Source organism: Hymenobacter actinosclerus (assembly GCF_900111515.1).
GTDB lineage: Bacteria > Bacteroidota > Bacteroidia > Cytophagales > Hymenobacteraceae > Hymenobacter > Hymenobacter actinosclerus.
In genome coordinates, this window is the sequence record NZ_FOHS01000002.1 from 357,111 (window position 1) to 379,679 (window position 22,569).

At 61.4% G+C, this 22,569-nt stretch carries 18 protein-coding genes and 1 tRNA gene; 11 read left to right on the forward strand and 8 right to left on the reverse strand.

Annotated features, from left to right (window positions below; genetic code table 11):
- Positions 1 to 154: 154 nt before the first annotated feature.
- Together BMY67_RS07890 and BMY67_RS07895 are read right to left on the reverse strand one after the other, a co-directional pair.
- Positions 155 to 913 carry an MlaE family ABC transporter permease gene (locus tag BMY67_RS07890; protein WP_092770233.1) on the reverse strand — a complete coding sequence of 253 codons (759 nt, stop codon included), beginning with the start codon at positions 911 to 913 and terminating at the stop codon, positions 155 to 157.
- Between the two features lie 154 nt (positions 914 to 1,067).
- Positions 1,068 to 1,376, reverse strand: coding sequence for a hypothetical protein (locus tag BMY67_RS07895; RefSeq protein WP_092770235.1), 309 nt, complete (start codon positions 1,374 to 1,376; stop codon positions 1,068 to 1,070).
- Between the two features lie 590 nt (positions 1,377 to 1,966).
- Between BMY67_RS07895 and BMY67_RS07900 the strand changes: the two genes are divergently transcribed.
- Positions 1,967 to 3,142 (forward strand): MFS transporter, encoded by a 1,176-nt coding sequence (locus BMY67_RS07900; RefSeq protein ID WP_092770237.1) that lies wholly within the window; start codon positions 1,967 to 1,969, stop codon positions 3,140 to 3,142.
- A gap of 199 nt (positions 3,143 to 3,341) precedes the next feature.
- Here BMY67_RS07900 and BMY67_RS07905 read toward each other — a convergent pair whose 3' ends face one another.
- Together BMY67_RS07905 and BMY67_RS07910 are read right to left on the reverse strand one after the other, a co-directional pair.
- The gene (locus BMY67_RS07905) at positions 3,342 to 4,586 is read right to left on the reverse strand and encodes an amidohydrolase family protein (RefSeq protein WP_092770239.1); all 1,245 of its coding nucleotides are present in this window, start codon (positions 4,584 to 4,586) and stop codon (positions 3,342 to 3,344) included.
- A 141-nt stretch (positions 4,587 to 4,727) separates the two neighbouring features.
- A complete protein-coding gene (locus BMY67_RS07910; RefSeq protein WP_092770241.1) occupies positions 4,728 to 4,931 on the reverse strand; it encodes a hypothetical protein in 204 nt (67 codons plus the stop codon).
- Positions 4,932 to 5,397: 466 nt separating this feature from the next.
- Between BMY67_RS07910 and BMY67_RS07915 the strand changes: the two genes are divergently transcribed.
- The 10 genes from BMY67_RS07915 (at position 5,398) to carB (ending at position 17,193) form a co-directional block, all read left to right on the forward strand.
- Complete coding sequence (locus BMY67_RS07915) at positions 5,398 to 5,556, forward strand: hypothetical protein (protein WP_177189747.1); 159 nt, start codon at positions 5,398 to 5,400, stop codon at positions 5,554 to 5,556.
- A 68-nt stretch (positions 5,557 to 5,624) separates the two neighbouring features.
- Entirely contained in the window at positions 5,625 to 6,659 is a 1,035-nt protein-coding gene (locus BMY67_RS07920) for a quinone-dependent dihydroorotate dehydrogenase (protein WP_092770245.1), read from the forward strand.
- 738 nt (positions 6,660 to 7,397) lie between these two features.
- Positions 7,398 to 8,378 (forward strand): aspartate carbamoyltransferase catalytic subunit, encoded by a 981-nt coding sequence (locus BMY67_RS07925; RefSeq protein WP_092770248.1) that lies wholly within the window; start codon positions 7,398 to 7,400, stop codon positions 8,376 to 8,378.
- Between the two features lie 216 nt (positions 8,379 to 8,594).
- Positions 8,595 to 9,875, forward strand: a complete 1,281-nt coding sequence (locus BMY67_RS07930) for a dihydroorotase (protein ID WP_092770250.1) — start codon at positions 8,595 to 8,597, stop codon at positions 9,873 to 9,875.
- 73 nt (positions 9,876 to 9,948) lie between these two features.
- Positions 9,949 to 10,476 carry a 5-(carboxyamino)imidazole ribonucleotide mutase gene (purE, locus tag BMY67_RS07935; protein WP_092770252.1) on the forward strand — a complete coding sequence of 176 codons (528 nt, stop codon included), beginning with the start codon at positions 9,949 to 9,951 and terminating at the stop codon, positions 10,474 to 10,476.
- Between the two features lie 23 nt (positions 10,477 to 10,499).
- The gene (locus tag BMY67_RS07940) at positions 10,500 to 11,708 is read left to right on the forward strand and encodes a 5-(carboxyamino)imidazole ribonucleotide synthase (protein WP_092771615.1); all 1,209 of its coding nucleotides are present in this window, start codon (positions 10,500 to 10,502) and stop codon (positions 11,706 to 11,708) included.
- 177 nt (positions 11,709 to 11,885) lie between these two features.
- Positions 11,886 to 12,971 (forward strand): glutamine-hydrolyzing carbamoyl-phosphate synthase small subunit, encoded by a 1,086-nt coding sequence (gene carA, locus BMY67_RS07945; RefSeq protein ID WP_092770254.1) that lies wholly within the window; start codon positions 11,886 to 11,888, stop codon positions 12,969 to 12,971.
- A gap of 81 nt (positions 12,972 to 13,052) precedes the next feature.
- Complete coding sequence (locus BMY67_RS07950) at positions 13,053 to 13,463, forward strand: Imm50 family immunity protein (RefSeq protein WP_092770256.1); 411 nt, start codon at positions 13,053 to 13,055, stop codon at positions 13,461 to 13,463.
- A gap of 44 nt (positions 13,464 to 13,507) precedes the next feature.
- Entirely contained in the window at positions 13,508 to 13,798 is a 291-nt protein-coding gene (locus tag BMY67_RS07955; protein ID WP_092770258.1) for a GIY-YIG nuclease family protein, read from the forward strand.
- Positions 13,799 to 13,959: 161 nt separating this feature from the next.
- Positions 13,960 to 17,193: a carbamoyl-phosphate synthase (glutamine-hydrolyzing) large subunit gene (gene carB / locus BMY67_RS07960; RefSeq protein ID WP_092770260.1), complete on the forward strand. Its 3,234-nt coding sequence runs from the start codon at positions 13,960 to 13,962 to the stop codon at positions 17,191 to 17,193.
- Positions 17,194 to 17,409: 216 nt separating this feature from the next.
- Here carB and BMY67_RS07965 read toward each other — a convergent pair whose 3' ends face one another.
- The 4 genes from BMY67_RS07965 to BMY67_RS07980 all read right to left on the reverse strand — a co-directional run bounded on the left by BMY67_RS07965 (position 17,410) and on the right by BMY67_RS07980 (position 22,403).
- Complete coding sequence (locus BMY67_RS07965; protein WP_143069740.1) at positions 17,410 to 19,020, reverse strand: MutS-related protein; 1,611 nt, start codon at positions 19,018 to 19,020, stop codon at positions 17,410 to 17,412.
- 289 nt (positions 19,021 to 19,309) lie between these two features.
- Positions 19,310 to 19,687 carry an Arm DNA-binding domain-containing protein gene (locus tag BMY67_RS07970; protein ID WP_177189748.1) on the reverse strand — a complete coding sequence of 126 codons (378 nt, stop codon included), beginning with the start codon at positions 19,685 to 19,687 and terminating at the stop codon, positions 19,310 to 19,312.
- Between the two features lie 137 nt (positions 19,688 to 19,824).
- Positions 19,825 to 19,897: transfer RNA gene (locus tag BMY67_RS07975), tRNA-Thr, on the reverse strand.
- Positions 19,898 to 20,057: 160 nt separating this feature from the next.
- On the reverse strand, positions 20,058 to 22,403 hold the full coding sequence (locus BMY67_RS07980; protein WP_092770265.1) for a DUF349 domain-containing protein: 2,346 nt from the start codon (positions 22,401 to 22,403) through the stop codon (positions 20,058 to 20,060).
- Positions 22,404 to 22,569 lie beyond the last annotated feature (166 nt).

Genomic DNA, 22,569 nt, shown 5'->3' on the forward strand with positions numbered 1-22,569 from the left:
ACGGTCATGCTGAGCGTAACCGGAGGTGAAGTCGAAGCATCTCTACCGCAATGCTAATCCTGATGATTGCCACTGCAACGAAGCAGTAGAGATGCTTCGACTGCGGCTGCGCCTCCGCTCAGCATGACTGTTCTTTTATCCCGTTTAGTCAGAATCAATTAAAGCCCAGCAGGCTGGTAATCTGCACGGCCAGCAGGTCGAGAATGAAGATGAGCAGCGACGACACTACCACGGCCGAGTTGGCCGCCGCGCCCACGCCGGCCGTGCCTTTGCTGGCGTAGTAGCCTTTGTAGCAGCCAATGAGGCCCACCGCGAAGCCGAAGAAGAAGGTCTTGAAAAAGGCCGGCAGCACGTCGGCGAAAGTCAGGCCACTGAGGATGTTGTTGGTAAACAGCGCCAGCGTGGTGGTGCCCTGGGCGTTGATGCCCACGTAGGAGGCGAACAGGCCGATGGCATCGGCCAGGATGGTGAGCAGCGGCAGCATGAGCGTGGTGGCCAGCACCCGCGTCACAACCAGGTACTTAAACGGGTTGGTGCCCGACACTTCCATAGCGTCAATCTGCTCGGTTACCCGCATCGAGCCCAGTTCGGCCCCGATGCTGGAACCGATTTTGCCCGCGAAGATGAGCCCCGTGATAATCGGCCCCATCTCGCGGATAATGGTCAGCCCCACCATCGTCGGAATCCACGATTCGGCCCCGAACTGGGCCATGGTGGGCCGGGTTTGCAGCGTGAGCACGAGCCCCATGATAAAGCCCGTGATGCCCACCATCGGCAGCGACTGGTAGCCCACCACGTAGCACTGATAAAAAAACTCGCGCACCTCGTAGCGCGGCCGGAACCCCTCGCGGAAGAACCGCCCGGCAAACTGGGCAATGGCGCCAGTTTCGGCAAGAAAGGGACTGTTGAACACGAGGCGAGGGGTGAGACGTAACCGATGGGGACAGTGGTCCGCCACAAAGGACCGGCGTTGCGCCGGCAACGGGTATGCTAAAGGTCAAATCCGGCCCATGACATTCATCAAAGGATGAGCCCGGAGAAGTTGGCTTCCTTTATCAGACCCGGCCCTATATTGTCTGCTCCCGGATGGCGTTGATAATCTGGTCGGCGGCCTCGTCGCTGGATATGCCGTAGCCGTTGACCAGCGTGCCTTTAAGGTTGAAGCGGGCCGAGGAAATGGCATACAGCACGGCCGAGTCGGCCGGGTCGCTGGCGCCCTCGAAGCGGAAGTGCTGGTCGACCACGAACTCGTGGGGCGCCAGCTGAATGGCCGAGCGCTGGCCGGCCAGGTAGGGACCGTTCAGGTTGAAATCCTCGGTGTAGCCTTCCTTTTTGAGCAGCGCCAGGGTTTGCGAAAGGGTGCGGAGCGTGTGCATGAATCGGGGGGTAAAAGAGCAGTCAAATCCGGGGAAAGCTTCCGCCGTTATCCGCCCGGCGCCATCGGTTGGGCCGGCAAAAACGGCCCTAGCCTGGCGAAGAGCAGTTGACAGCAACAGCCGCCCCGGTAACCAGAGCAGTAGCGGCTCCCAGGCAACAAGAGTAAAAGTCGGCCCCCGCGCTCGGCTTCGGCATGATGAGAATCACGCGTTCCGGCAATTCTCATCATGCCGGGGTTGATTATGTTCGCCGACTTTTACTCTTGTTGCCAGGCATTGCACGCCGCTCCCTGCCCCGCCTTCCGGCTAATAGAAGGGTGAAAGGCCCCCGTGAGGGCAGGGCAGGGCAGGGGCCGGCCCGCAGCAGCGGCGGCTTAGGCACCGATAGGCTTCGGGGCCGTAGTAGGGTAGATCCGGGCTGCCGTTTGCAAAGCCGGTAAAAGCCGGCTGAATTATGATCTGTAAAAAGCTCGCTCCGCACCGCTGCTACTCAGTGAAAGCAGTCACGATACCTCACCTGGTCAATGCGTCTGGCCAGCGTGACATTCACTGCAATTCCCGGAATTCCAACACCTAGAAACCACCGCGCCATGAGTGAAAAAACCGCTGCCGAAAAAACCACCGGCGTATTTCCGTGGCTGCTCATGCTGCTCATGTCGTCGGTCACGTTCGTGGGCATATTGTCCGAGCTGATGCCTTCGGGAGTGCTGCCGCAAATGATGGCCGACCTGAAGATCAGCGAAGCCCAGGGCGGTAATCTGGTGGGCTACTACGCTATTGCGTCGGCCATTTTCGCCATCCCGCTCGTCTCGCTCACAATGCAGTTCAACCGTAAAACGCTGCTGCTGATTTTGCTCGGCGGATTTGCGGTTTCCAACATTGTGGCCGGCTTCCTGGATAGTTACGGGCTGATTATTTTCCTGCGCGTTATCGGCGGCATTTGCGCCGGGGTGATGTGGCCGATGATTGCCGCCTACGGCATGCGGCTGGTAAGCGAGCAGGCGCACGGCAAAGCCATTGCCGTTATTATGGCCGGCAACACCCTGGGCATCAGCCTGGGCATGCCCCTCATGACGTATATCGGCAACGATTTTGGCTGGCGGATAGCGTTTATCGCGCTGGGCGGGGCCATCTTGGTTATTGCCCTGCTCAGCGTTTTCGCCCTGCCTTCCACGCCCGGCGAAAAGCTGGCCCCCACCTCGTCGCCCCTGGCCCTGTTTAAAATTCCATCCGTCCTGATTATCCTGCTGCTTACCCTGCTGGGCGTGGTGGCGCACTACGGCGTGTATGTGTACATCACCAGCCTGGTCGATGAAATCCGGCTGGCCGGCGGCATAGAACGAGCCCTGCTGCTTTTCGGGGCAGGGTCGCTGATTTCGGTGTTGCTGGCCATAAAGTACACCGACGAGCACCTGCGGCTGCTGACCATCGCCATGTTTGCCTTCCTGATTATCTCGATGACGGTGTTTCTGCTCTTCGGCCGCACGAGCGGCATAGCGCATTTCGCTTTCTTCCTGTGGGGCCTCTCGTTTGGCCCCCTGGTAACGCTGTTGCAGGCCGCCGTAAGCCGGCAGGTAGAAACGGCCAAAGACGTGGCCACCTCGGTGCAGTCGTCGGCCTTTAATTTATCCATCATGGTGGCCACCTCCGCCGCGGGGCTGCTGCTCGGCCTGTATTCCCCTATGAGCCTGCTGTATCTGGCCATTGCCCTAGCTGTTCCAGGTTTACTTATTTCCTTTTTTGCAAAGAAAGCATTGGGTCACTAAAGAACGTCATGCTGAGCTTGCCGAAGCATCTCTACCGCTTCGTTGGACGACTGCTACGAAGCGGTAGAGATGCTTCGACAAGCTCAGCATGACGTTCTGAATGAATCCAAATAGTTATACCATTTCCAAAATACAGAAGGCCGTTATCAATATTGATAACGGCCTTCCTTTTTCCTTCAAATGCCAAGCAGAAACGAATCTAAAACTTCAGCGGAATATCGTACGCCGGCTCCTGGCGGCGGAACAGGAAATTGCCGTTGCGCACGGAGGCCAGCACATCCACTCTTTTGCGAATGGCTTCAAACACGGATGACTCGTTGAGCACGATGAAGTTGGCGGGCTTGCCTGCTTCCAGGCCGTATTCCTTGTCCAGCATCATGGTTTTGGCGCTGTTGTAGGTAATCAGATTAAAAGCAGTTTCCAGTTCCTCGAAGGAGGCCACCTGCGACAAATGAATACCGTTGTCGAGGATGTTCATCAGGTTGCCGTTGCCCAGCGGATACCAGGGGTCGTTGATGGAATCCTGGGCGAAGGAGACGTTGATGCCGCCTTCTAGAAACTCCTTTACCCGCGTCAGGCCCCGGCGCTTGGGGTACGTGTCCTGGCGGCCTTGCAGGTAGGCGTTTTCGGTGGGGCAGGCAATGAAATTCATCCCACTGGCTTTAAACAGGCTCATCATGCGGAACGCGTAGGCGTCGTCGGCACTGCCGAAGGAGCAGGTGTGGCTGGCCGTCGTTTTGGGGCCGATGCCCTCGATCATCACCAGGGCATTGAGCAGTTCCACGAAGCGCGCCATGGGGTCGTCGGTTTCGTCGCAGTGCACGTCAAACATTTTGTCGTGCCTGAGGGCCAGCTCCACGATGCTGTGCACCGACTTCTCGCCGATTTCGCGGGCCCACTCGAAGTGCGGGATGCCGCCCACGCAATCCGCGCCCATCTTCAGGCCTTCCTCCACCAGCTCGTAGCCGCCCTTGTAGGCGTACATGCCTTCCTGCGGAAAAGATACAATCTGGATGGTGACGGTGTCTTTCAGCTCCTCGCGCAACTCCAGCATCACCTCCAGGCCCAGCAGCTTGGGGTCGGTTACGTCGATGTGGGTGCGAATAAACTGCACGCCCTGCGAAACCTCTTCCCGGATGGCCGCCAACGCCCGTTCCCGGGCATCTTCCCTGGTCTGGGATTTCTTGATGTCGTGCCAGCGGGCAATGCCTTCAAACAGCGTCCCGGACTTAATTTTCCCGCCGTCGTTACGGCCCGTGTACACGTAGTCGAGGTGCAGGTGCGGGTCGACGTAGGGCGGCAGCACGAGTTTGCCGCCGAGGTCGATTTCCTCCTCGCACTTGGGCAAACCAGTTCCGATATGCGTTATTTTTCCGTTTTCCACCACCATTTCGGTGGCGTCGTCGTGGCGATAAAACTTCGCGTTGAAGAATTTCTTTTTCATCGGTGGGTTTTTTAGGTGAACAGTGAGTTGCAAGCGTAATCGGGGTGACTTTAAAGTCGGTGTACAGGCCCTAAAGACGAAACTCTTTGCGTTGCATCGTTGAACCCTGCGCAATAGCAGGCTTCAGGTAGGCCTAATCGGTTAGTCGACTGCGGGCAAACGAGGCGAACCGGTGTAGTAGGGGCCTTTATCCAGCGTCATGGTCGCGTCGGCCTCCCGTTCCAGCTGCTGGCTGGCCGGGTCGAGGGCGGGCAGGAACTCCATCGGGCGCGGGAACGGGGTTTTGAGGGCTTTGGAAGGGGGGTGGCCCGGGGGGCGCTGGGATACGGGATGGGTAGTTTTCATCGTGCGGAAGAAAGGAGGGCAGGGGAGCAGCAACCGGCGCGCAGGGGGCGCGCGACGGGCAAAGACCGGGTGGCAGCAGGGTATGGTAAAGAACCTCATTCGCGGGCCGGGATTCCATGACGAGGGTTCCGGCAACGGATGATATGTGTCAACTGCCTCAATAGCTGCCCCTCACCCGCCCGCTGGCCCGCGCCGGAGCAGGCTGTGCGGCTGGGCGAGGAGCAGCGCCGGCCCGGAAACCGGGCGCAGAGGCCACGGGTGCTACCGCGCCGCATGCAGTGCTTGGCAGGCTGCGTTCGGGGCAAATCCCCTTTCTTTGTGGCATACCTCCATATCCCCAAACCGCTGACTGCATCCGGCAGGTACTCGCCGAATAGTTCGCCGACAAGCCCGTGCGGCAGGCGCAGGTGTATGGCACATGCAGCAGTTTCTGCGAAGCAAAATGATGGCCGGCCTGGTTTTTTACATGCTGCTGCAAACCGGCCTGAAGCGGCAGTTTGAAACGCTGAGCCGGGCTGCCACGCACGTGTCAGCCGAAACGCCGACGCTTTGGACCAGCATGAGCCGGCTGGTTACCAACCGTTTTCTCAAACCCCACCGCACCCGAAATTTTCCGGACTGCTAGTTCCGGCCTACCACTGGTTTTGGAGAAAGTACCTGCCACCCCTGACCGCCAATTTGCCCCTGCTGCCAATGTATAAAACCCTCGTTAAGCCGCTGCTTTTCAACCTCGATGCGGAGCGCGCCCACCACCTCGTTTTCGACAACCTACGCCGCGCCGCGCGGGTGCCGGGCACGCCGGCCCTGCTCCGGGCACTCTACGGTTTCCAGCACCCCAGCCTGGAGCGCGAGGTTTTCGGGCTGAAATTTCCCAATCCGGTGGGCCTGGCCGCCGGCTTTGATAAGAACGCGGCCCTGACCGACGAGCTGGCTTCGCTGGGCTTCGGCTTCGTGGAAATCGGGACGGTGACGCCCCGGCCGCAGCCCGGCAACCCCACCCCGCGCCTGTTCCGGCTGCCGCAGGACGAGGCCCTGGTGAACCGCATGGGCTTCAACAACGAGGGAACGGCCGTGGTGGCGGCGCGCCTGGCCCGGCGGCGCAACCGGCAGCTGCTCATCGGCGGCAACATCGGCAAGAACAAGGACACGCCCAACGAGCGCGCCGCCGACGATTACGTGGCCGGCTTCGAGGCGCTGGCCGAGCTGGTCGACTACTTCGTGGTGAACGTAAGCTCGCCCAACACGCCCGGTCTGCGCGAGTTGCAGGAAAAAAAGCCGCTCATTGAGCTCTTGCAGCAGGTGCAGGCCCGCAACCTGGCCCGCGCCACGCCGCGCCCGCTGCTGCTCAAAATCGCGCCCGACCTCACCGATTCGCAGCTCGACGACATTCTGGAAATAGCCCGCGAAACCCAGCTAAGCGGCCTGGTGGCCACCAACACCACCATCAGCCGCGACAACCTGCGCACCGAGTCCGGCCACGTGGCCAGCCTGGGTGCGGGCGGCCTGAGCGGGCGGCCGCTACGGGCCCGGGCCACCGAAGTCATCCGCTACCTGCACCGCAAATCCGACGGCGGGCTGCCCATTATCGGCGCGGGCGGCATCCATTCGGCCGCCGATGCGCAGGAGAAGCTGGCCGCCGGCGCGACGCTGATTCAGCTGTATACCGGCTTCATTTATGAAGGCCCGGCGCTGGTGAGCCGGATAAACCGCAGTCTGGTGCGGGGCTAACCAGGGCGGCGTGTGTTGCCGTGGCTAGGCCGCAGCTGAAAGCCGACAGTCCCTCCGGACTCGGGTAAACTACACCACCCGATACCACTGGTGCCGGCCGGAAATCAAACAGCCCCTGGGCTACCGGGTAGTTCAGGGGCTGTTTGCCGCCGCGCCAGGGCGGCCCGCTGCCTAAGGCCGCGGAATAAAGAGCTAAAGTTAAGGGGGATTGTGCCTGCCAGGCAACTGGTGGCGCAAGCCATAATTTTTTTGGTGGCTAAAAAGAAGCGCAAAGAGTGCGTCGTTTAGCCCGTTAGGTTAAAAAACAAAATCTGAGAAAAGCGGCCCAAGAAAAATTAACCTTGCCGATGAGTCGCCAAGCGTAACAATGCCGTAGCTTTGCAGCATGCTTCAACCAGAAAAACTGTTGATGAAGTGCGGAACCCAGCACGACTGGGAACCGCGAGTGGACCGGAAGGCCCTCGGCCCCATCGGTTTTCCCGATTCCGTTACTGGTATTTCCGTTGTTTCCAGATATTGCCCCGCTACCGTTTCGGATTCCGAAACGGTTTTTTTATGCCCGCTAAGTTTGGCAGTTGCTGCTCCGCGGCGGCCGCTGCCACCGCCCTGGGTCACGCCGGCCGCCGCAACTCCGGGCTCAGGCCGTTGTCGCTCCGCAAAACCGGTGAACTGTTGAACGCTAGGGTAGCCCTTCCGGCTCGTAACTACTGACTACATACTTAATTGCTCCAACCTGGTATGGCACGTAAAGACCTGCTCGACATTGCATCCCTGCACCGCGAGGAAATCGAGTTTCTGCTCGACCAATCCACGTCCTTTAAAAAGCTGTTCACCCATTCGGTGAAGAAGATTCCCGCCCTGGAGGGCAAGTCCGTGCTCATGCTGTTCTACGAGGCCAGCACCCGCACGCACTCCTCCTTCGAGGTGGCGGCCAAACGCCTCTCGGCGGAGGTTACGAATTTCGACGTCGCCCACTCCTCCATCTCCAAGGGCGAGTCGGTGCGCGAAACGATTGAAACGCTCCAGGCCATGCGCACCGACTACATCGTGGTGCGCCACAGTCACCCCGGCCTGCCCGGCATGATTGCCCGCCAAACCACGGCCTCGGTTATCAACGCCGGCGACGGGGCGCACGAGCACCCCACCCAGGCCCTGCTGGACGCGTTTACCATCAGAGAAAAATTCCCCGACCCCCGAGGCAAAAAAGTCCTCATCATCGGTGATATTCTTCATTCCCGCGTGGCGCGCTCCACCAGCACGCTGCTGCAAAAGCTGGGCATCGAGGTGGCGTACCTCGGGCCGGGCTCGCTGGTGCCCAAGTACGTGCCGGAAAGCATCCGCCGCTTCACCGACTACGAGGCGGCCATGGCCTGGGCACCCGATGTGGTGTACCTGCTCCGCGTGCAGATGGAGCGCCAGGACGTGCAGTTTTTCCCCAGCCTCCGCGAATACCACCGGGTGTACGGTATCACCACTGCCCGGCTGGCGGAAATCAGCGACCTGGGCCTTTACATTATGCACCCCGGCCCCGTAAACCGCGGGGTTGAGCTGTGCGACGCCGTGATGGACTACGAGCGCAGCCTTATCACCAACCAGGTCGAAAACGGCATCTCGGTGCGCATGGCCGTGCTCGACTGGCTCAAGCCGGGCGGGGATTTCCCGCGGCAGGAATCGTACGTAGCACGGCAGCGCGCCGACTCAACGGTGCTTACGCCCTGATTAGAACGTCATGCTGATGCTGAGTGACTGTCATGCTGAGCGAAGGCGCAGCCGTAGTCGAAGCATCTCTACTGCAATGCTAATCCTGTCGACTACAACGAAGCGGCAGAGATGCTTCGACTGGGCCCCGACCCTGGCTTGATGCGCCACATGCTCAGCATGACCCGTTCTTTTGTATTTCGATTACTTTCTGAATAACCACATCATACCTCCTTCATGCTTCTCCTGCAAAACGCCCGCATCGCCTCCGAAAACTCACCCGCTTTGCTCGAAAGTGATGTCCTGATTGTCGAGGGCAGGATTCAGGAAATCGGCAGCGGCCTGGCGGTTCCCGAAGGGGCCCGGGTTATCGACGCGCGCGGCCGGGTGCTGATGCCCGGCATGTTTGACGCCCACGTCCATTTCCGCGCCCCCGGCTTCGAGAACAAGGAAACCATCACCACGGGCAGCGAAGCGGCCATCAACGGCGGCGTTACCGGCGTGGTGATGATGCCCAACACCCGCCCAGCCCTCGACTCGGCCACGGCGGTAGCCACCGTGCTCGACAATGCCCGCGACCGGTCGCGCATTCCGGTGTACACCTCCGGCTGCGTTACCAAAAACCGCGAGGGCAAGGAGCTGGCCGAAATTGAGGGCATGCGCGAGCTGGGGGTGAAAATGCTCACCGACGACGGCGACACTACCGCCGACCCGGCCGTGCTGCTGCGGGCCATGCAGTACGGCACCGAGTTCGGGATGTTTTTCGCCAGCCACTGCGAGGTGCCGGAACTGGCCGGGCCGCGCGCCCTCAACGAAGGCGTGATGAGCTACCGGCTCGGCATCAAGGGCTCGCCCGCCTGCGCCGAGGAAATCATCATCGACCGCGACATCCGCCTGGCCCACGCGGCGGGCGCGCACGTGCACATCCAGCACGTTTCCAGCAAGCTCGGCATGGAAACCATCCGCTGGTGGAAATCGCGCGGCGATGTGAAGGTGACGGCGGAAGTATCGCCCCACCACCTGCTGTTCATCGACGAACACATCGGCGACTACGACACGAACTACAAGATGAACCCGCCGCTGCGGACCCAGGCCGATCGTGACGCGCTGCTCGAAGGGCTCATCGAAGGCGTGTTCGACCTCATCGCCACCGACCACGCGCCGCATACGCCGTTCGAGAAAGCCCAGGACTTCATCAGCGCCCCTAACGGCATCACCGGCCTCGATACGGCCCTGGTATCGCTCTATCACCACTTCGTGGAGCCCGGAAAATTTGGCTGGGACCTGGTGATAAAGCGCTACTCGGCCGAGCCCCGCCGCCTGATGGGCCTGCCGGTCGCCGCCATCGAAGTCGGCCAGCAAGCTGAATGCCTGCTGTTTGATACGGAAGCGGAAACGACCTTCACGCGGGACTTCATGAAATCCAAATCCCAGAATACGCCCTTTCTCGACCAGACGTTGAAAGGCCGGGTAGACCTGGTAATTTTGGGCACGGAAATCCTGCTGGAGCGCGAATAGGCGGCGAGTAAATAAGCTGATAAAACCAACGTCATGCTCAGCATGACGACCAAGAATCGACCAAACAATTTTCATGAGTACCCCTTCCAATCCTAACACCCCCAGCACCGACCCAGCCAAGCCCCTGGTTGGCGTGGTGATGGGCTCCAGCAGCGACTGGGACACCATGCAGCACGCCGTGCAGCTGCTCACGCACTTTGGCGTGGCCCACGAGGCGCGCGTTGTATCGGCCCACCGCATGCCCGACGACCTGTTTGCCTACGCCGAACAAGCTGGCCCGCGGGGCTTGCAGGCCATCATTGCCGGGGCCGGGGGGGCCGCCCATCTGCCGGGCATGATGGCGGCCAAAACCGCGCTGCCCGTGCTGGGCGTGCCGGTGGCCAGCCGGCATTTGCAGGGGGTTGATTCGCTGCACAGCATCGTGCAAATGCCCAAGGGCGTGCCCGTGGCCACGTTCGCCATTGGCAGCGCCGGGGCGGCCAATGCCGCGCTGTTCGCCGTGAGCATGCTGGCCCTGCACGACCCGGACCTGGCCGCCAAGCTCCAGGCGTTTCGGGCCGAACAAACCGAAGCCGCCCGCGCCATGACGCTGCCAGTATGAACGACGGAACGCACAACGCAACCATGACGCCTATTTACCCAGGCAGCGTAGACGCCGCCGGCCGGCCGGCGACCCTGGGGGTGCTGGGCGGTGGCCAGCTGGGCCGCATGTTTGTGCATGCCGCCCAGCGCCTGGGCTACTTCACTGCCGTACTGGAGCCCGACGCGCAAAGCCCGGCCGGGCTGGTGAGCCACCACCACATCCAGACCGACTACAATGACCCGGCCGGGCTGGCGCAGCTGGCCCGGCTGTGCCAGGCCATCACCACCGAGTTTGAAAACGTGCCCGCCCAGGCCCTGCAAATGCTGGCCCGCACCCGCCCCGTGGCCCCCGGCGCGGCCGGGGTGGGCATCGCGCAAAACCGCATCGAGGAAAAAGCCCACTTCACGGCCTGCGCCAACCTGTCGGGGGTAACATGCGCGCCCTACGCGGTGATTGAAACGCCCGCCCAGCTTCAGGCCGTGCTGGACGACCGGGCCGATTTGCTGCCCGGCATCCTCAAAACCGCGCGCCTGGGCTACGACGGCAAGGGCCAGGTGCGCGTGCGGACCGCCGCGGAGCTGGCCGCCGCCTGGGCGGAAATGGGTAGTGTGGCCTGCGTGCTGGAAAAGCTGCTGCCGCTAACCGCCGAGTGTTCGGTGCTGGTGGCGCGCGGCTGGGACGGGCAAGTCGTGAGCTTCGCGGCCCAGCGCAACGTGCACGTCGATGGCATTCTGGCCGTGACCCACGCCTACGAAGGCAATATGCCGCCCGCCCTGGCCACCCGGGCCCGCGCGGCGGCCGTTTCGCTGGCCCAGCATCTGGACTACGTAGGGGTGCTGTGCGTCGAGTTTTTCGTGGTGGGCGAGGGTGAGCACGCCGACCTAATCATCAACGAGATGGCCCCGCGCCCGCACAACAGCGGCCACTACACCCTCGACGCCTGCAACGTGTCGCAGTTTGACTTGCAGGTGCATACCCTGGCGGGCCTGCCCTTACCGGAGCCGCGCCAGCATTCCCCGGCCATCATGCTTAACCTGCTGGGGGAGGTGTGGCTGGATGCCAGCGGCCAGCCGCGCGAGCCCGACTGGGCCAGCGTACTGCGCCTGCCGGGAACCCACCTGCATCTGTACGGCAAGGCACAAGCCCGGGCCGGCCGCAAAATGGGCCACCTGACCATCACCGGGCCGGATGTCGCCAGTGTGCAAACCGTGGCACGGCAAGTTGCTGGCTTGCTCGGCTTGCCGTTCTGACGGTGCGCCTCACCCCCTGGCCCCTACGCCGCTCGATGGGCGGAATGAAAAGGAGAGGGGGGACTGGTTTCTAGTTTTTAGCTTTGCCTTTTCTTATTCGAACGCATCCATCAGAACGCCCCCCTCTTCGTTGAGGAGAGGGGGGCCGGGGGGGGAGGCGCACACTAGCACGACCACATGAATCAAGTAAAACTCATCCTCGAAGACGGCACCGAAATTCAGGGCGAATCCTTCGGCGCGCTGACCTCCGTCGCCGGCGAGGTGGTGTTCAGCACGGCCATGACCGGCTACCCCGAAAACCTCACCGACCCGTCCTTCGCCGGCCAGATTCTGGTGCTCACCACCCCGATGGTGGGCAACTACGGCGTGCCCGGCGAGGAGCTCTACGAGTCGATTTCCCGGATTTTCGAGTCCGACAAAATCCACATTGCCGGGCTGGTGGTGAGCTACTACTCCGAGGAGCACAGCCACTGGCACGCCGCCAAAAGCCTCGGCGACTGGCTCAAGGAGTACAACATCCCCGGTATTTTCGGCGTCGATACGCGCATGCTTACCAAGAAGCTGCGCGAGAAAGGCGCCATGCTGGGCAAAATTGTGGCCGACGGGCAGGATGTGCCCTTCCACGACCCCAACTTGGACAACCTGGTGGCCCAGGTGAGCCCCGCCGGCGTGCAACACTACGGCCACGGCCAGCACAAAATCGTGCTCGTGGACTGCGGCACCAAAACCAACATCATCCGCTGCTTCCTGGAGCGCGACGTGGAGCTGATTCGGGTGCCCTGGGACTACGATTTCACCCAGCTCGACTACGACGGCCTGTTCCTGAGCAACGGCCCCGGCGACCCCAAAATGTGCGAAGCCACCATCCGGCACCTGCAAAAGGCCCTGCAACAGGACAAGCCGATTTTCGGCATCTGCCTGGGCAGCCAGCTCATGGGCCTGGCGGCGGGCGGCGACACGTTCAAGCTCAAATACGGCCACCGCAGCCACAACCAGCCCGTCAAGCTCACCGGCACTCAGCACTGCTACATCACCAGCCAAAACCACGGCTTCGCAGTGGACACCGAAACCCTGCCCGCCGAGTGGAACATGCTGTTCGAGAACCTAAACGACGGCACCTGCGAAGGCATCAAGCACGTGTCGAAACCGTTCTTCTCCACCCAGTTCCACCCCGAAGCCGCCGGCGGCCCGCAGGATACGGAGTTTTTGTTTGATGACTTTTTGGAGGCGGTAGTGAAGTATAAGGAGGTTCAACCGAAATAAAAGTGTCGTCATGCTGAGCGGAGCGCAGCGAAGTCGAAGCATCTCTACCGCTTCGTTGCACGGCATCATAACTTGAACATCATGTCAGAAAAGCAGAATCCTGCTATTGCTAGAATAATTAACGCCAAAGTTATTCACGAGCATTTTGGATACTGGCCAGGTTTCCATGATGCTGAAATAACTAAAGTAACTCTGGAAGCGCATCCCGGTTACTGGCCTTCAGCAACTTTTGTAGTCGCATCTTTTGAGATGACTAAAGAGCTTGATGAAAAAGGCTATTATAAGCATACCAAGCAATGTGATATCGAATTCCAATTCACTGGCATACAAGAAATAGAGTTTGATTATTTCAATCACCAAAATGTGATTTTGAATTTGACATTTGAAGAGAGCGGTGATTTTATCAAATGCACCTTTGACCCTTCTGTCGGTTTAGATGCGGTCATTATCGCTGAAAAAATCGCAGTAAGCCTTATCCCAAAGAAGCGGTAGAGGTGCTTCGACTTCGCTCAGCATGACGTTCTAAATTCACCAGCATGTACGTTTACATCCTGACTAACCAAACCCAGACTGTCCTGTACATCGGCGTCACCAATGACCTCACGCGGCGACTTTACGAACACAGCAGCGGCCGGGGCGACGAAGGGAAATTCACCGGACGATACCAGACGGATTTACTGGTCTATTTTGAAATAGCTCCCGATGCAACGCAGGCCATTGCGCGGGAAAAGCAGTTGAAAGGCTGGACCCGCCGCAAGAAAGACGCCTTGGTTACCGCGTTTAATCCGACGTGGCAAGCCATCGACTTAGAAACATGGGAAGGCTGATGTGGCAACGAAGCGGTAGAGATGCTTCGACAAGCTCAGCATGACGTTCTTTTTTAATTGCATACCTCTACAACGAAGCGGTAGAGATGTTTCGACTCCGCTGCGCTCCGCTCAACATGACGTTCTGATTGCTCCTAGCAATCTGTTACCTAACCCTTAGCATGACCAAACCCAACAAAGTCCTCATCCTTGGTTCCGGCGCCCTGAAAATCGGCGAGGCCGGGGAGTTCGATTATTCCGGCTCGCAGGCCCTCAAGGCGCTCAAGGAGGAAGGCATCCGCACCATCCTCATCAACCCCAACATTGCCACCGTGCAAACGTCGGACAACATCGCCGACGACGTGTACTTTTTGCCCGTGACGCCCTACTTTGTGGAGGAAGTCATCAAAAAGGAGCAGCCCGATGGCATTCTGGTGGCCTTTGGGGGCCAGACGGCCCTGAACTGCGCCGTGGCCCTGTACCGCGCCGGCGTGTTAGAGAAGTATAACGTGCAGGTGCTGGGCACGCCCGTGCAGGCCATCATCGACACCGAGGACCGGGAGATTTTCAAGGTGAAGCTCGACCAGATTGGCGTACTCTCGGCCCGCAGCGTGGCCTGCACCACCCTGGACGACGCGCTGGCGGCGGGCGAGCAAATCGGCTTCCCCATCATCGTGCGGGCCGCCTTTGCGCTGGGCGGACTGGGCAGCGGCTTTGCCAACACCATGGACGAGCTGCGGGCCCTGGCCCGGCGGGCTTTCACGACGTCCGACCAGATTCTGGTGGAGGAGTCGCTCAAGGGCTGGAAGGAAGTGGAGTACGAAGTGGTGCGCGATGCCTATGATAACTGCATCACGGTCTGCAACATGGAGAACTTCGACCCCATCGGCATCCACACCGGCGAGAGCATCGTGGTGGCCCCTTCCCAAACGCTGAGCAACCGCGAGTACCACAAGCTGCGCAGCATCGGCATCCAGACCATCCGCCACCTGGGCATCGTGGGCGAGTGCAACATTCAGTACGCCCTCGACCCCGCGTCGGAAGATTACCGGGTGATTGAGGTGAACGCGCGCCTGTCGCGCTCCTCGGCTCTGGCCTCCAAGGCCACGGGCTACCCGCTGGCCTTCGTGGCGGCCAAGCTCAGCCTGGGCTACTCGCTGGCCGAGCTGAAAAACAGCGTGACGCAGACCACCACGGCCTTTTTTGAGCCGGCCCTCGACTACGTGGTCGTGAAGCTGCCGCGCTGGGACCTGGGTAAGTTCGCGGGTGTGAACCGCCAGATTGGCTCGGCCATGAAGAGCGTGGGCGAGGTGATGGCGATAGGAAAATCGTTCGAGGAAGCCATCCAGAAAGGCCTGCGGATGCTCGACACCGGCAAGCGCGGCTTTGTGGCCAACCGCCCCGAGCAGGACCTGGACCGCGCCGCCATCGACCAGCTGCTGAGCGAGCCCAACGAGGAGCGCATCTTCGCCATCAACCAGGCCTTTGAGGCCGGTTACTCGCTGGAGCAGGTGCACCAGCTGACCCGGATTGACCACTGGTTTTTGCAGCGCCTGCACACCGTTTTTGGGCTGGGCCAACAGCTGGCCGCCGGCCGCGCCACCGGCCTCGACGGGCTGGAAACCAAGCTGCTGCGCGACGCCAAGAAGGCTGGTTTTTCGGACCAGCAGATTGCCGTGCAGCTGCTGGGCGAGGGCGACGTGAAGGCCGACGAGCTGCTGGTGCGCGCCCGCCGCAAGGCCCTGGGCGTGCTGCCCGTGGTCAAGCAGATTGACACGCTGGCGGCCGAGTTTCCGGCTAAAACCAACTACCTCTACACCACCTACCACGGCACCGAAAACGATTTGGCGCCCGAAACCGAGAAGTCGGTGCTGGTGCTGGGCTCGGGCGTGTACCGCATCGGCTCGTCGGTCGAGTTTGATTGGTGCGGGGTGCAGGCCGTGCAGACGGCGGCCCAGGAGGGCTACAAAACCATCATCATCAACTACAACCCCGAAACCGTTTCGACCGATTACGACGTAAGCGACCGGCTCTACTTCGAGGAGCTGAGCTTCGAGCGGGTGATGGACATCCTGGACTTTGAGCAGCCCGGCGGCGTGATTCTGAGCACCGGCGGCCAGATTCCCAACAACCTCGCCACCCGCCTCGAACAGGCCCAGGCCCCCATCCTGGGTACCTCGGCCGCCCGCATCGACGAGGCCGAGAACCGCCACAAGTTCTCGCGCATCATGGACGAGCTGGGCATCGCCCAGCCGCGCTGGCGGGAGCTGACCTCGCTAGCAGCCATGCAGGAATTCGTGCAGGAAGTGGGCTACCCGGTGCTCATCCGGCCGAGCTACGTGCTCTCGGGCGCGGCCATGAACGTGGTGTCCAACAACTTCGAGCTGGAAGCGTTTCTGCAAACCGCCCAGCAGGTCAGTGCCGAATACCCGGTGGTGGTGTCGGAATTCATGCAGGAAGCCAAGGAAATTGAGCTCGACGCGGTGGCCGACAAGGGCGAGATTGTGAGCTACGCCATCTCCGAGCACGTGGAGTTTGCCGGCGTACACTCCGGCGACGCGACCATGTACTACCCGCCCCAGCGCGTGTACGTGGGCACCATCCGCAAGCTCAAAATCATTGCCGAGAAAATTGCCCGCCGCTACGAAATCAGCGGCCCGTTCAACATCCAGTTCCTGGAGAAAAACGGCGAAATCAGCGTGATTGAGTGCAACCTGCGGGCCGCCCGCAGCTACCCCTTCGTCTCGAAAATCTCGGGCAACAACCTCATCAAAAAGGCCACGCAAATCCTGCTGGGCAAAAAGGTGGCCCGCGACGAAAGCGAGCGGGTGTACGATTTGCCCTTCGTGGGCGTGAAGGCCCCGCAGTTCTCCTTCACCCGCCTGCCCGGCGCCGACCCGGTACTGCGCGTGGACATGGTGAGCACCGGCGAGGTGGGCTGCCTGGGCGACACGGCCGAGGAAGCGCTGCTGAAAGCCATGCTGAGCGTGGGCTACAAAATCCCGCAAAAATCGGTGCTCATTTCCGGCGGCCCCATCCTGTCGAAAGTAGCGCTGCTCTCGGCCACCGAGCTGCTGGTGCGCAAGGGCTACCAGATTTACGCCACCCAGGGCACGCACCGCTTCTTCGCCGAAAACAACATCCCGAGCCGCCTGCTCTACTGGCCCAGCGACGCCCAGGAGCCCAACGTACTCACCTACCTCAAGGAAAAGAAAATCGACCTGGTCATCAATATCCCCAAAAACCTGTCGAAAGGCGAGCTGGACAACGATTACCAGATCCGCCGCACCGCCGTGGACTCCGGCATCGGGTTGCTGACGAATGCGCGGCTGGCCAAGGCGTTCATCAAGGCCTTCTGCACGCTGGAAATGAAGGATTTAAAGATCAAGAGCTGGAGCGAGTACAAGGCCATGTAGCCTGGAGTTTGAAGTCCGGGTACAGCTCCCTATTGTGCAGATTGTCTATTGGCCTTCCGCGGTCTGATTGCCGATTGCCGGGCATCGCCTGGTAATCGGCAATTAGCGGTTCCTTTTGCTGTCCGCATCTGGTAGCGGGCGGTGGGAAAATAGAAGCCTTACTTATTATCGGGTAATGGGTTTTGCATGAGTGGGTTACCCGAATGTATTCTCCTGTCATCTGGTCGAATCAGCCAACGAGCTAAGTTCTGCCGGGCTGGACGGGCGCGCCCGGATAGAGAGCGTGGCACTGAGCGCCTGTGCGTCGGTTATCACCTGCGCCGGGTAGTGCAGGCGCGCCAACAACCGAATGGCGTTGCGCGTGGTGAGCGGACCGGCTTTGAGCAGATAGTCGAAATACCAGTCGTCCTCCGTGACCGTCTCGCAAAAGTGGTATTCAACAAAGCACGAATTCAATAGCGCGCCCAGCTCCCCATCGTGGGTGGCTGCCACTACCCAGCTATGGGGCTGCAGGTAGGCCAGCACGGCCTTAGTAGCGGCAATGCGCTCCTGCGTATTCGTGCCTTTGAACAGCTCATCGAGTAGCAGCAGGTAGCTGCCGGGGGCCGCGTCGCAGGCCAACAGCAGCTGCCGCATGGTTTCAGCTTCGACCAGGTAATAGCTCTTGCCCGTGGGCAGGCTGTCGGCCAGGCTGAGGCTGGTGAGCACCCGGCAAAAGGGAGCACGATAGGCGGTAGCCGGGCACGTAGCTATGGTTTGGGCCAGCAGGGCATTTATGCCCAGCATGCGCATAAAGGTGGTTTTGCCCGCCATGTTCGAGCCGGTGAGCAAGACCCCCTGCCCGGAGAGGGTCAGGTCGTTGGGCACGCACCCCGGCACCAGCGGGTGGTAGCCGGCTTGCAGCCGGATACCCTCGGCAGCGGGCCCAAAGTGCGGCACGCAGGTGACGTAGCGCTGGCGGAAGCTGGCCACCGCCAGCGCGCAATCGACGTAGCCGACGGCCTCAAAGACCGTCCGAATGGCGGGTGCCTGCCGCTGCACGGCTGCCCGGCAGCGATGATACACCAGCTGGTCGAGCAGCAGCAGCATCTTAAGCAGTTCCAGAACCCCCGAGTTATCGTCCAGCTGAAAGAAAGTTATTTGCCGCAAGACCCCCCGCAGCCGGGCCAGGGGCGCGGCCAGCGGCTGAAGCGGCCGCAGGGGCAGCGCCGCCCGATGCAATTTCCGCCCTGCCCGGTGCAAGCGGCCCAATTGCATCAGCGGGCGAACCATACGCTGAATTCGCGTACGCTGCCGGAAATGAAACACCGCATTGAGGAGAGCAAACGCCCCTGTGCCCATCCAGAGAACGGGGAGCCAAAAGCCCCCGACCAACGTAGCCAACAGCCCCAGCGCGAGCAGCGGCACGAAGCGCGCGCCGGGCAACGCGGGGAGCGGCTCCCCACTAATCAAATCGGCCAGGAAGTACGTCTCGTCGGCCGTCAGCTGGTCGAGGGCGAGCAGGGCTTGCCCGCGGGCCCCGGGCTGCTGCGCCAGCAGAGTCGCGGCCGCATCAAACTCGTGCAGGGCGGCCTCGTCGGCGAGCGGGCTGCGCAGGCGGTGATACAGGCACTGCTGGCCCACCCGGCTCACCGTCGCATCGAGCAGTCCAAAGAGCGATTCGCCGTTCAGGTCCTCCCAGGTTTGGTCGGGCAGGCGGTGGTACGCGGGCTCGTGTTGCACAGCGTCATAGTAGCGGGCCACCCAGGGGAAGTTTGGGGAGTGCGAAGCCGGCTGCTGCCAAGCCGCCTCCAGGCGGTGTAAGCGCTTGCGGGAAAAAGTCCACATAAAAAACAAGGATAGCTACCAGGGCGGGACCAGTAAGCTAGCGCAAATTTCGAGTTCAGGTACAGGATGTAGAGACGCAACATGTTGCGTCTTATCGTTGCTGACGTTGTTCTACTGAGCTGTTCAAAGACGAGATGCAACATGTTGCGTCTCTACATCCTGTACCGCAACCTGAAAATTGCTGTAGGTGTGCTGGTCACTATAAGAAGCGTGGAAGGTAACTAAGTGAGGTGGTCCATCGAAAACAGACAACGAGCTAAGATAGGCGGATTTTCAGGTCGCGTTCAAATCAATGGCATGAGTCGTACATGCAACTCCGCCCGCGCAGCACGCCCCGAAACTTGTGCATCAGTACCACCAGACTCTGCTCGCGCACCACCGGGGGCGGGGCGGGGGCCAGGCCCCCCCTCGGGCTGACCGGAGTAGGGGTGAGGCCCTCGGCCCGCTGCCAGCGTTGCGCCTCGGTCAGCCGGGCGGCCAGCAGCTCGTTGGCTTCCTGGTAGCCCGGGTACGAGCGCCGGAACTGTTGCTTGCGCTCATCCCATTGCGCCGACAGACACTTCTCGCCCGTACTTACGCGCAGCCGCTCACCCCCAACCCGGGCCAGCAGGTAAATAGCCGGAACGGTGGCAGCATCGGGGTTCCGGAGGTAGAATTGGACATTCATAAGTGTGGCTAAAACTGTGGCTGAAAAGAGTGCTTATATCGGCTCACAAAGGGGATTAGACCAAACGCAAAACGCCCGAAAAACCGCTTCTGTTGCCAGATGAGCGACTTTCCGGGCGTTCCGGGTGTGCAAGAATGAGCCTCCTGTCGGGATCGAACCAACGACCTACTGATTACAAGTCAGTTGCTCTACCAGCTGAGCTAAGGAGGCGGGGAAGTGGCACAAAAGTAGGTTTTGCCCACGAACCCGCCAAGTAATCGGCTTATTTTTCTGGTGGCGTTCTACTAACTGCCTAACCTGCCGAAACATAAAAACACCCCGCTGCCCGAGGCAGCGGAGTGTTTCGGACAAAATCAGGCGCTGTTACAGCTTAGCTGCGCACGGCTTTCAACTGCCGCTTCAGATTCTCGATGCGCACCTGGGCCTCATCCACGCGGCCCTGGTACTCCTCGCGGAGTTGGGCGGCGTTTTTCGAGCGGGCAAAGAATTCCAGGTTGGTCTGCAGCGTCGAAATGTCGTTTTCCAGCTCGCTGATTTCCCGGCGCAGGGCCTGCTCCTTTTTATAGAGCAGCTGCTGGGAATCGGGCGAGGCCTTGAGGCGCTCTACCTGCAGGCTGAACAGCAGGTCGGTGCGGTCCTGGTAGGCCAGGTCGGGCACCTGGGTCAGGTACTGGGCCATCAGCTTCTGGAAGCGCTCCTCGGCCTGGGGGCGGGTGGCGCCGTCGAAAGCCCGCCAGCCGGCTATCTGCTCGCGGAAGCCTTCGAGCGTACCGGGCTGCTCGGCCGAAAGGCCGGCTACGGCCTCAGCCACGGCGGCCAGGTGGTTGGTCTGGTCTTCGCTGAGCTGCTGCACCTGCTGCTCGCGCTGGCGGCCCTCCTCTTTTTTGCGGTCGAAGAAGGCGTCGCAGGCCGTGCGAAACCGCTTCCACACCTTGTCCGACTGCTTTTCGGGTACCCGGCCGACGAGCTTCCACTCTTTCTGGAGCTGGATAACGGTCTGGCGGCTGGCTTCCCAGTCGGGGCTCTGCAGGGCGGCTTCGGCCTGCTCGCACATTTCGAGCTTGCGCTTCAGGTTCGTGCTCTTCTCCTCATCGAGGGCCTTGAAGAACTGGTTTTTCTTCTGAAAAAAGCCCTTGTAGGCGCTCCAGAACTGCTTGTTTACCTGCTCGGCCTGCTTGCGCGGCACCAGGCCGGCGGCATCCCACTGCTGCTTGAGTTGCTGCAGCTCGTCGGTTTTGCCGCGCCACTCGTTTACGCGCTCCGTCTCAAACTCGCCGAAGGGCATGATCTGGGCCAGCAAAGCGGTTTTGCGCTCCAGGTTGGCGGTTTCTTCGGCGTTGCGGGCCGACGAAGCCTCCTGCCGGCGGCCGTGCACCAGCTCGGAAGCCTGCAAAAAGCGCTGCCACAGCGGCTCGCGCTGCTCGTTGGGCACCGGCCCGATGTGCTTCCACTCCTCGTGCAGCTGGCGCAGTTCCTGGGTGGCCTTGTTGATGTTGGTTTGCTCGGCCAGGGCCTCGGCCCGCACAATCAGGACCTCTTTGGCTTCCTGATTGCGGCGGCGGTCGAGTTCCTTCATCTCGAAGAACAGGCCGCGGTTGTTGTAGTAGATGTCGAGCAGGGCGTGGTAGCTGTTCCAGAGCTCCTGCGAGTCGGTCTGGGGCACGGGGCCGGTGTTTTTCCAGTCGCTTTGCAGGCTCTTGATGCGGGCCGAGCTGTCCTCGGTTTCGGCCGACTCCACCAGCTGGCGCAGCTGCGTGAGCAGCTCCTGCTTGCGGGTCAGGTTCTTGCCGCGCTGCTCGTCCTCGGCCTTGGCGTCGCGCACCTTGCTGGCGCGGAACTCCTGGTAGGTCTGCTGCAGCTCCTGGTGCCCCGCCGGGTCGGTAGAAGTGAACTCTTCGGCCGTGCCGCCGGCGTCCACAAATTGCTGCCGCTGGCTGGCGCGGTCGGCTTTCAGGCCGGTTTCGTAGCGGCGGTACAGGTCGGAGATGGACTGGCGCTTCTTGCCGGCGCCCGCCTGGCCCAGCAAGCCGCGCAGGTGCGCAGCCTGAGCGGCTAAGTCGAGGCTGTCGAAATCAACGGCCGGGGCGGCCGGCTGAGCCGGCGTTGCGGCGGCCGCAGGCGCATCAGACAGGGCCGGGGCGGCGGGCTGGTGGGCCATGGTGGTGGTGCCCGGACTGGCCGGCGAGTCGGAAGAAGTGGGCAGCGAGCCGACGCCGGGCGTGGCTTCCAGCGCCTCGGCAACGGTTTCGCCGGCCGGCACATCCACCACGGGCGTTACGTGCGGCGCCTCGGCGGCAGGGGCTTCAGGGGCCGGCTGCATGGGCGCGTCCTGCGGCGTGGGGGCGTTGGTGGGCTCGGGCATTTCGGCCGGGGGCGTGAAGGCAGTAGGCGCGGGGGGCACCGGCACGCTGGTCGGCAGCTGTTCGGCGGCCGCGGGCGGCGTGTTGGGCTGGTCGGCGGCGGCGTGCGTGGCTTCGGCTGCCTCAGTGGCGGCGGCCGACGGCTCGGCCGTACCGGCTCCGGCCGGCTGGTTGGCGGGCAGGGGCGTGCTGCCCTGGGCCGGCTGCTCGGTGATGTCGGCCGGGGCCGCATCAGCCGTTGCATGAGTAGCGGCGGGCTTGTCGGCGTTCAGCTCGGCCAGGCGGCGGGCCAGAATCTGCTGGGGCGATTCGGCATTGGCGTTGGCGCCAGTGGGGGTCGGTTGGTCGGGGTGCATAAGGGTCAGCGAAAACTCCCCGCAGCGGGCGGGGCAAAGGGTGTGAAGTTAGCTGTTAGCCAGTAGCTGACAGCTGTTAGCGCTTAGTTGCGGGTGGCTCTCTAGGGCTGGATTGACAGAAATCTAGGTCTGAACGAGTACGTATCGTTGGTTGCTGAACAAAAGG

Bases quoted from the DNA above. Each gene is read 5' to 3' on its own strand.
- BMY67_RS07895 (WP_092770235.1), bottom strand. From the start codon at position 1,376: ATGCACACGCTCCGCACCCTTTCGCAAACCCTGGCGCTGCTCAAAAAG.
- BMY67_RS07900 (WP_092770237.1), top strand. From the start codon at position 1,967: ATGAGTGAAAAAACCGCTGCCGAAAAAACCACCGGCGTATTTCCGTGG.
- BMY67_RS07905 (WP_092770239.1), bottom strand. From the start codon at position 4,586: ATGAAAAAGAAATTCTTCAACGCGAAGTTTTATCGCCACGACGACGCC.
- BMY67_RS07910 (WP_092770241.1), bottom strand. From the start codon at position 4,931: ATGAAAACTACCCATCCCGTATCCCAGCGCCCCCCGGGCCACCCCCCT.
- BMY67_RS07915 (WP_177189747.1), top strand. From the start codon at position 5,398: ATGCTGCTGCAAACCGGCCTGAAGCGGCAGTTTGAAACGCTGAGCCGG.
- BMY67_RS07920 (WP_092770245.1), top strand. From the start codon at position 5,625: ATGTATAAAACCCTCGTTAAGCCGCTGCTTTTCAACCTCGATGCGGAG.
- BMY67_RS07925 (WP_092770248.1), top strand. From the start codon at position 7,398: ATGGCACGTAAAGACCTGCTCGACATTGCATCCCTGCACCGCGAGGAA.
- BMY67_RS07930 (WP_092770250.1), top strand. From the start codon at position 8,595: ATGCTTCTCCTGCAAAACGCCCGCATCGCCTCCGAAAACTCACCCGCT.
- purE (WP_092770252.1), top strand. From the start codon at position 9,949: ATGAGTACCCCTTCCAATCCTAACACCCCCAGCACCGACCCAGCCAAG.
- BMY67_RS07940 (WP_092771615.1), top strand. From the start codon at position 10,500: ATGACGCCTATTTACCCAGGCAGCGTAGACGCCGCCGGCCGGCCGGCG.
- carA (WP_092770254.1), top strand. From the start codon at position 11,886: ATGAATCAAGTAAAACTCATCCTCGAAGACGGCACCGAAATTCAGGGC.
- BMY67_RS07950 (WP_092770256.1), top strand. From the start codon at position 13,053: ATGTCAGAAAAGCAGAATCCTGCTATTGCTAGAATAATTAACGCCAAA.
- BMY67_RS07955 (WP_092770258.1), top strand. From the start codon at position 13,508: ATGTACGTTTACATCCTGACTAACCAAACCCAGACTGTCCTGTACATC.
- carB (WP_092770260.1), top strand. From the start codon at position 13,960: ATGACCAAACCCAACAAAGTCCTCATCCTTGGTTCCGGCGCCCTGAAA.
- BMY67_RS07965 (WP_143069740.1), bottom strand. From the start codon at position 19,020: ATGTGGACTTTTTCCCGCAAGCGCTTACACCGCCTGGAGGCGGCTTGG.
- BMY67_RS07970 (WP_177189748.1), bottom strand. From the start codon at position 19,687: ATGAATGTCCAATTCTACCTCCGGAACCCCGATGCTGCCACCGTTCCG.
- BMY67_RS07980 (WP_092770265.1), bottom strand. From the start codon at position 22,403: ATGCACCCCGACCAACCGACCCCCACTGGCGCCAACGCCAATGCCGAA.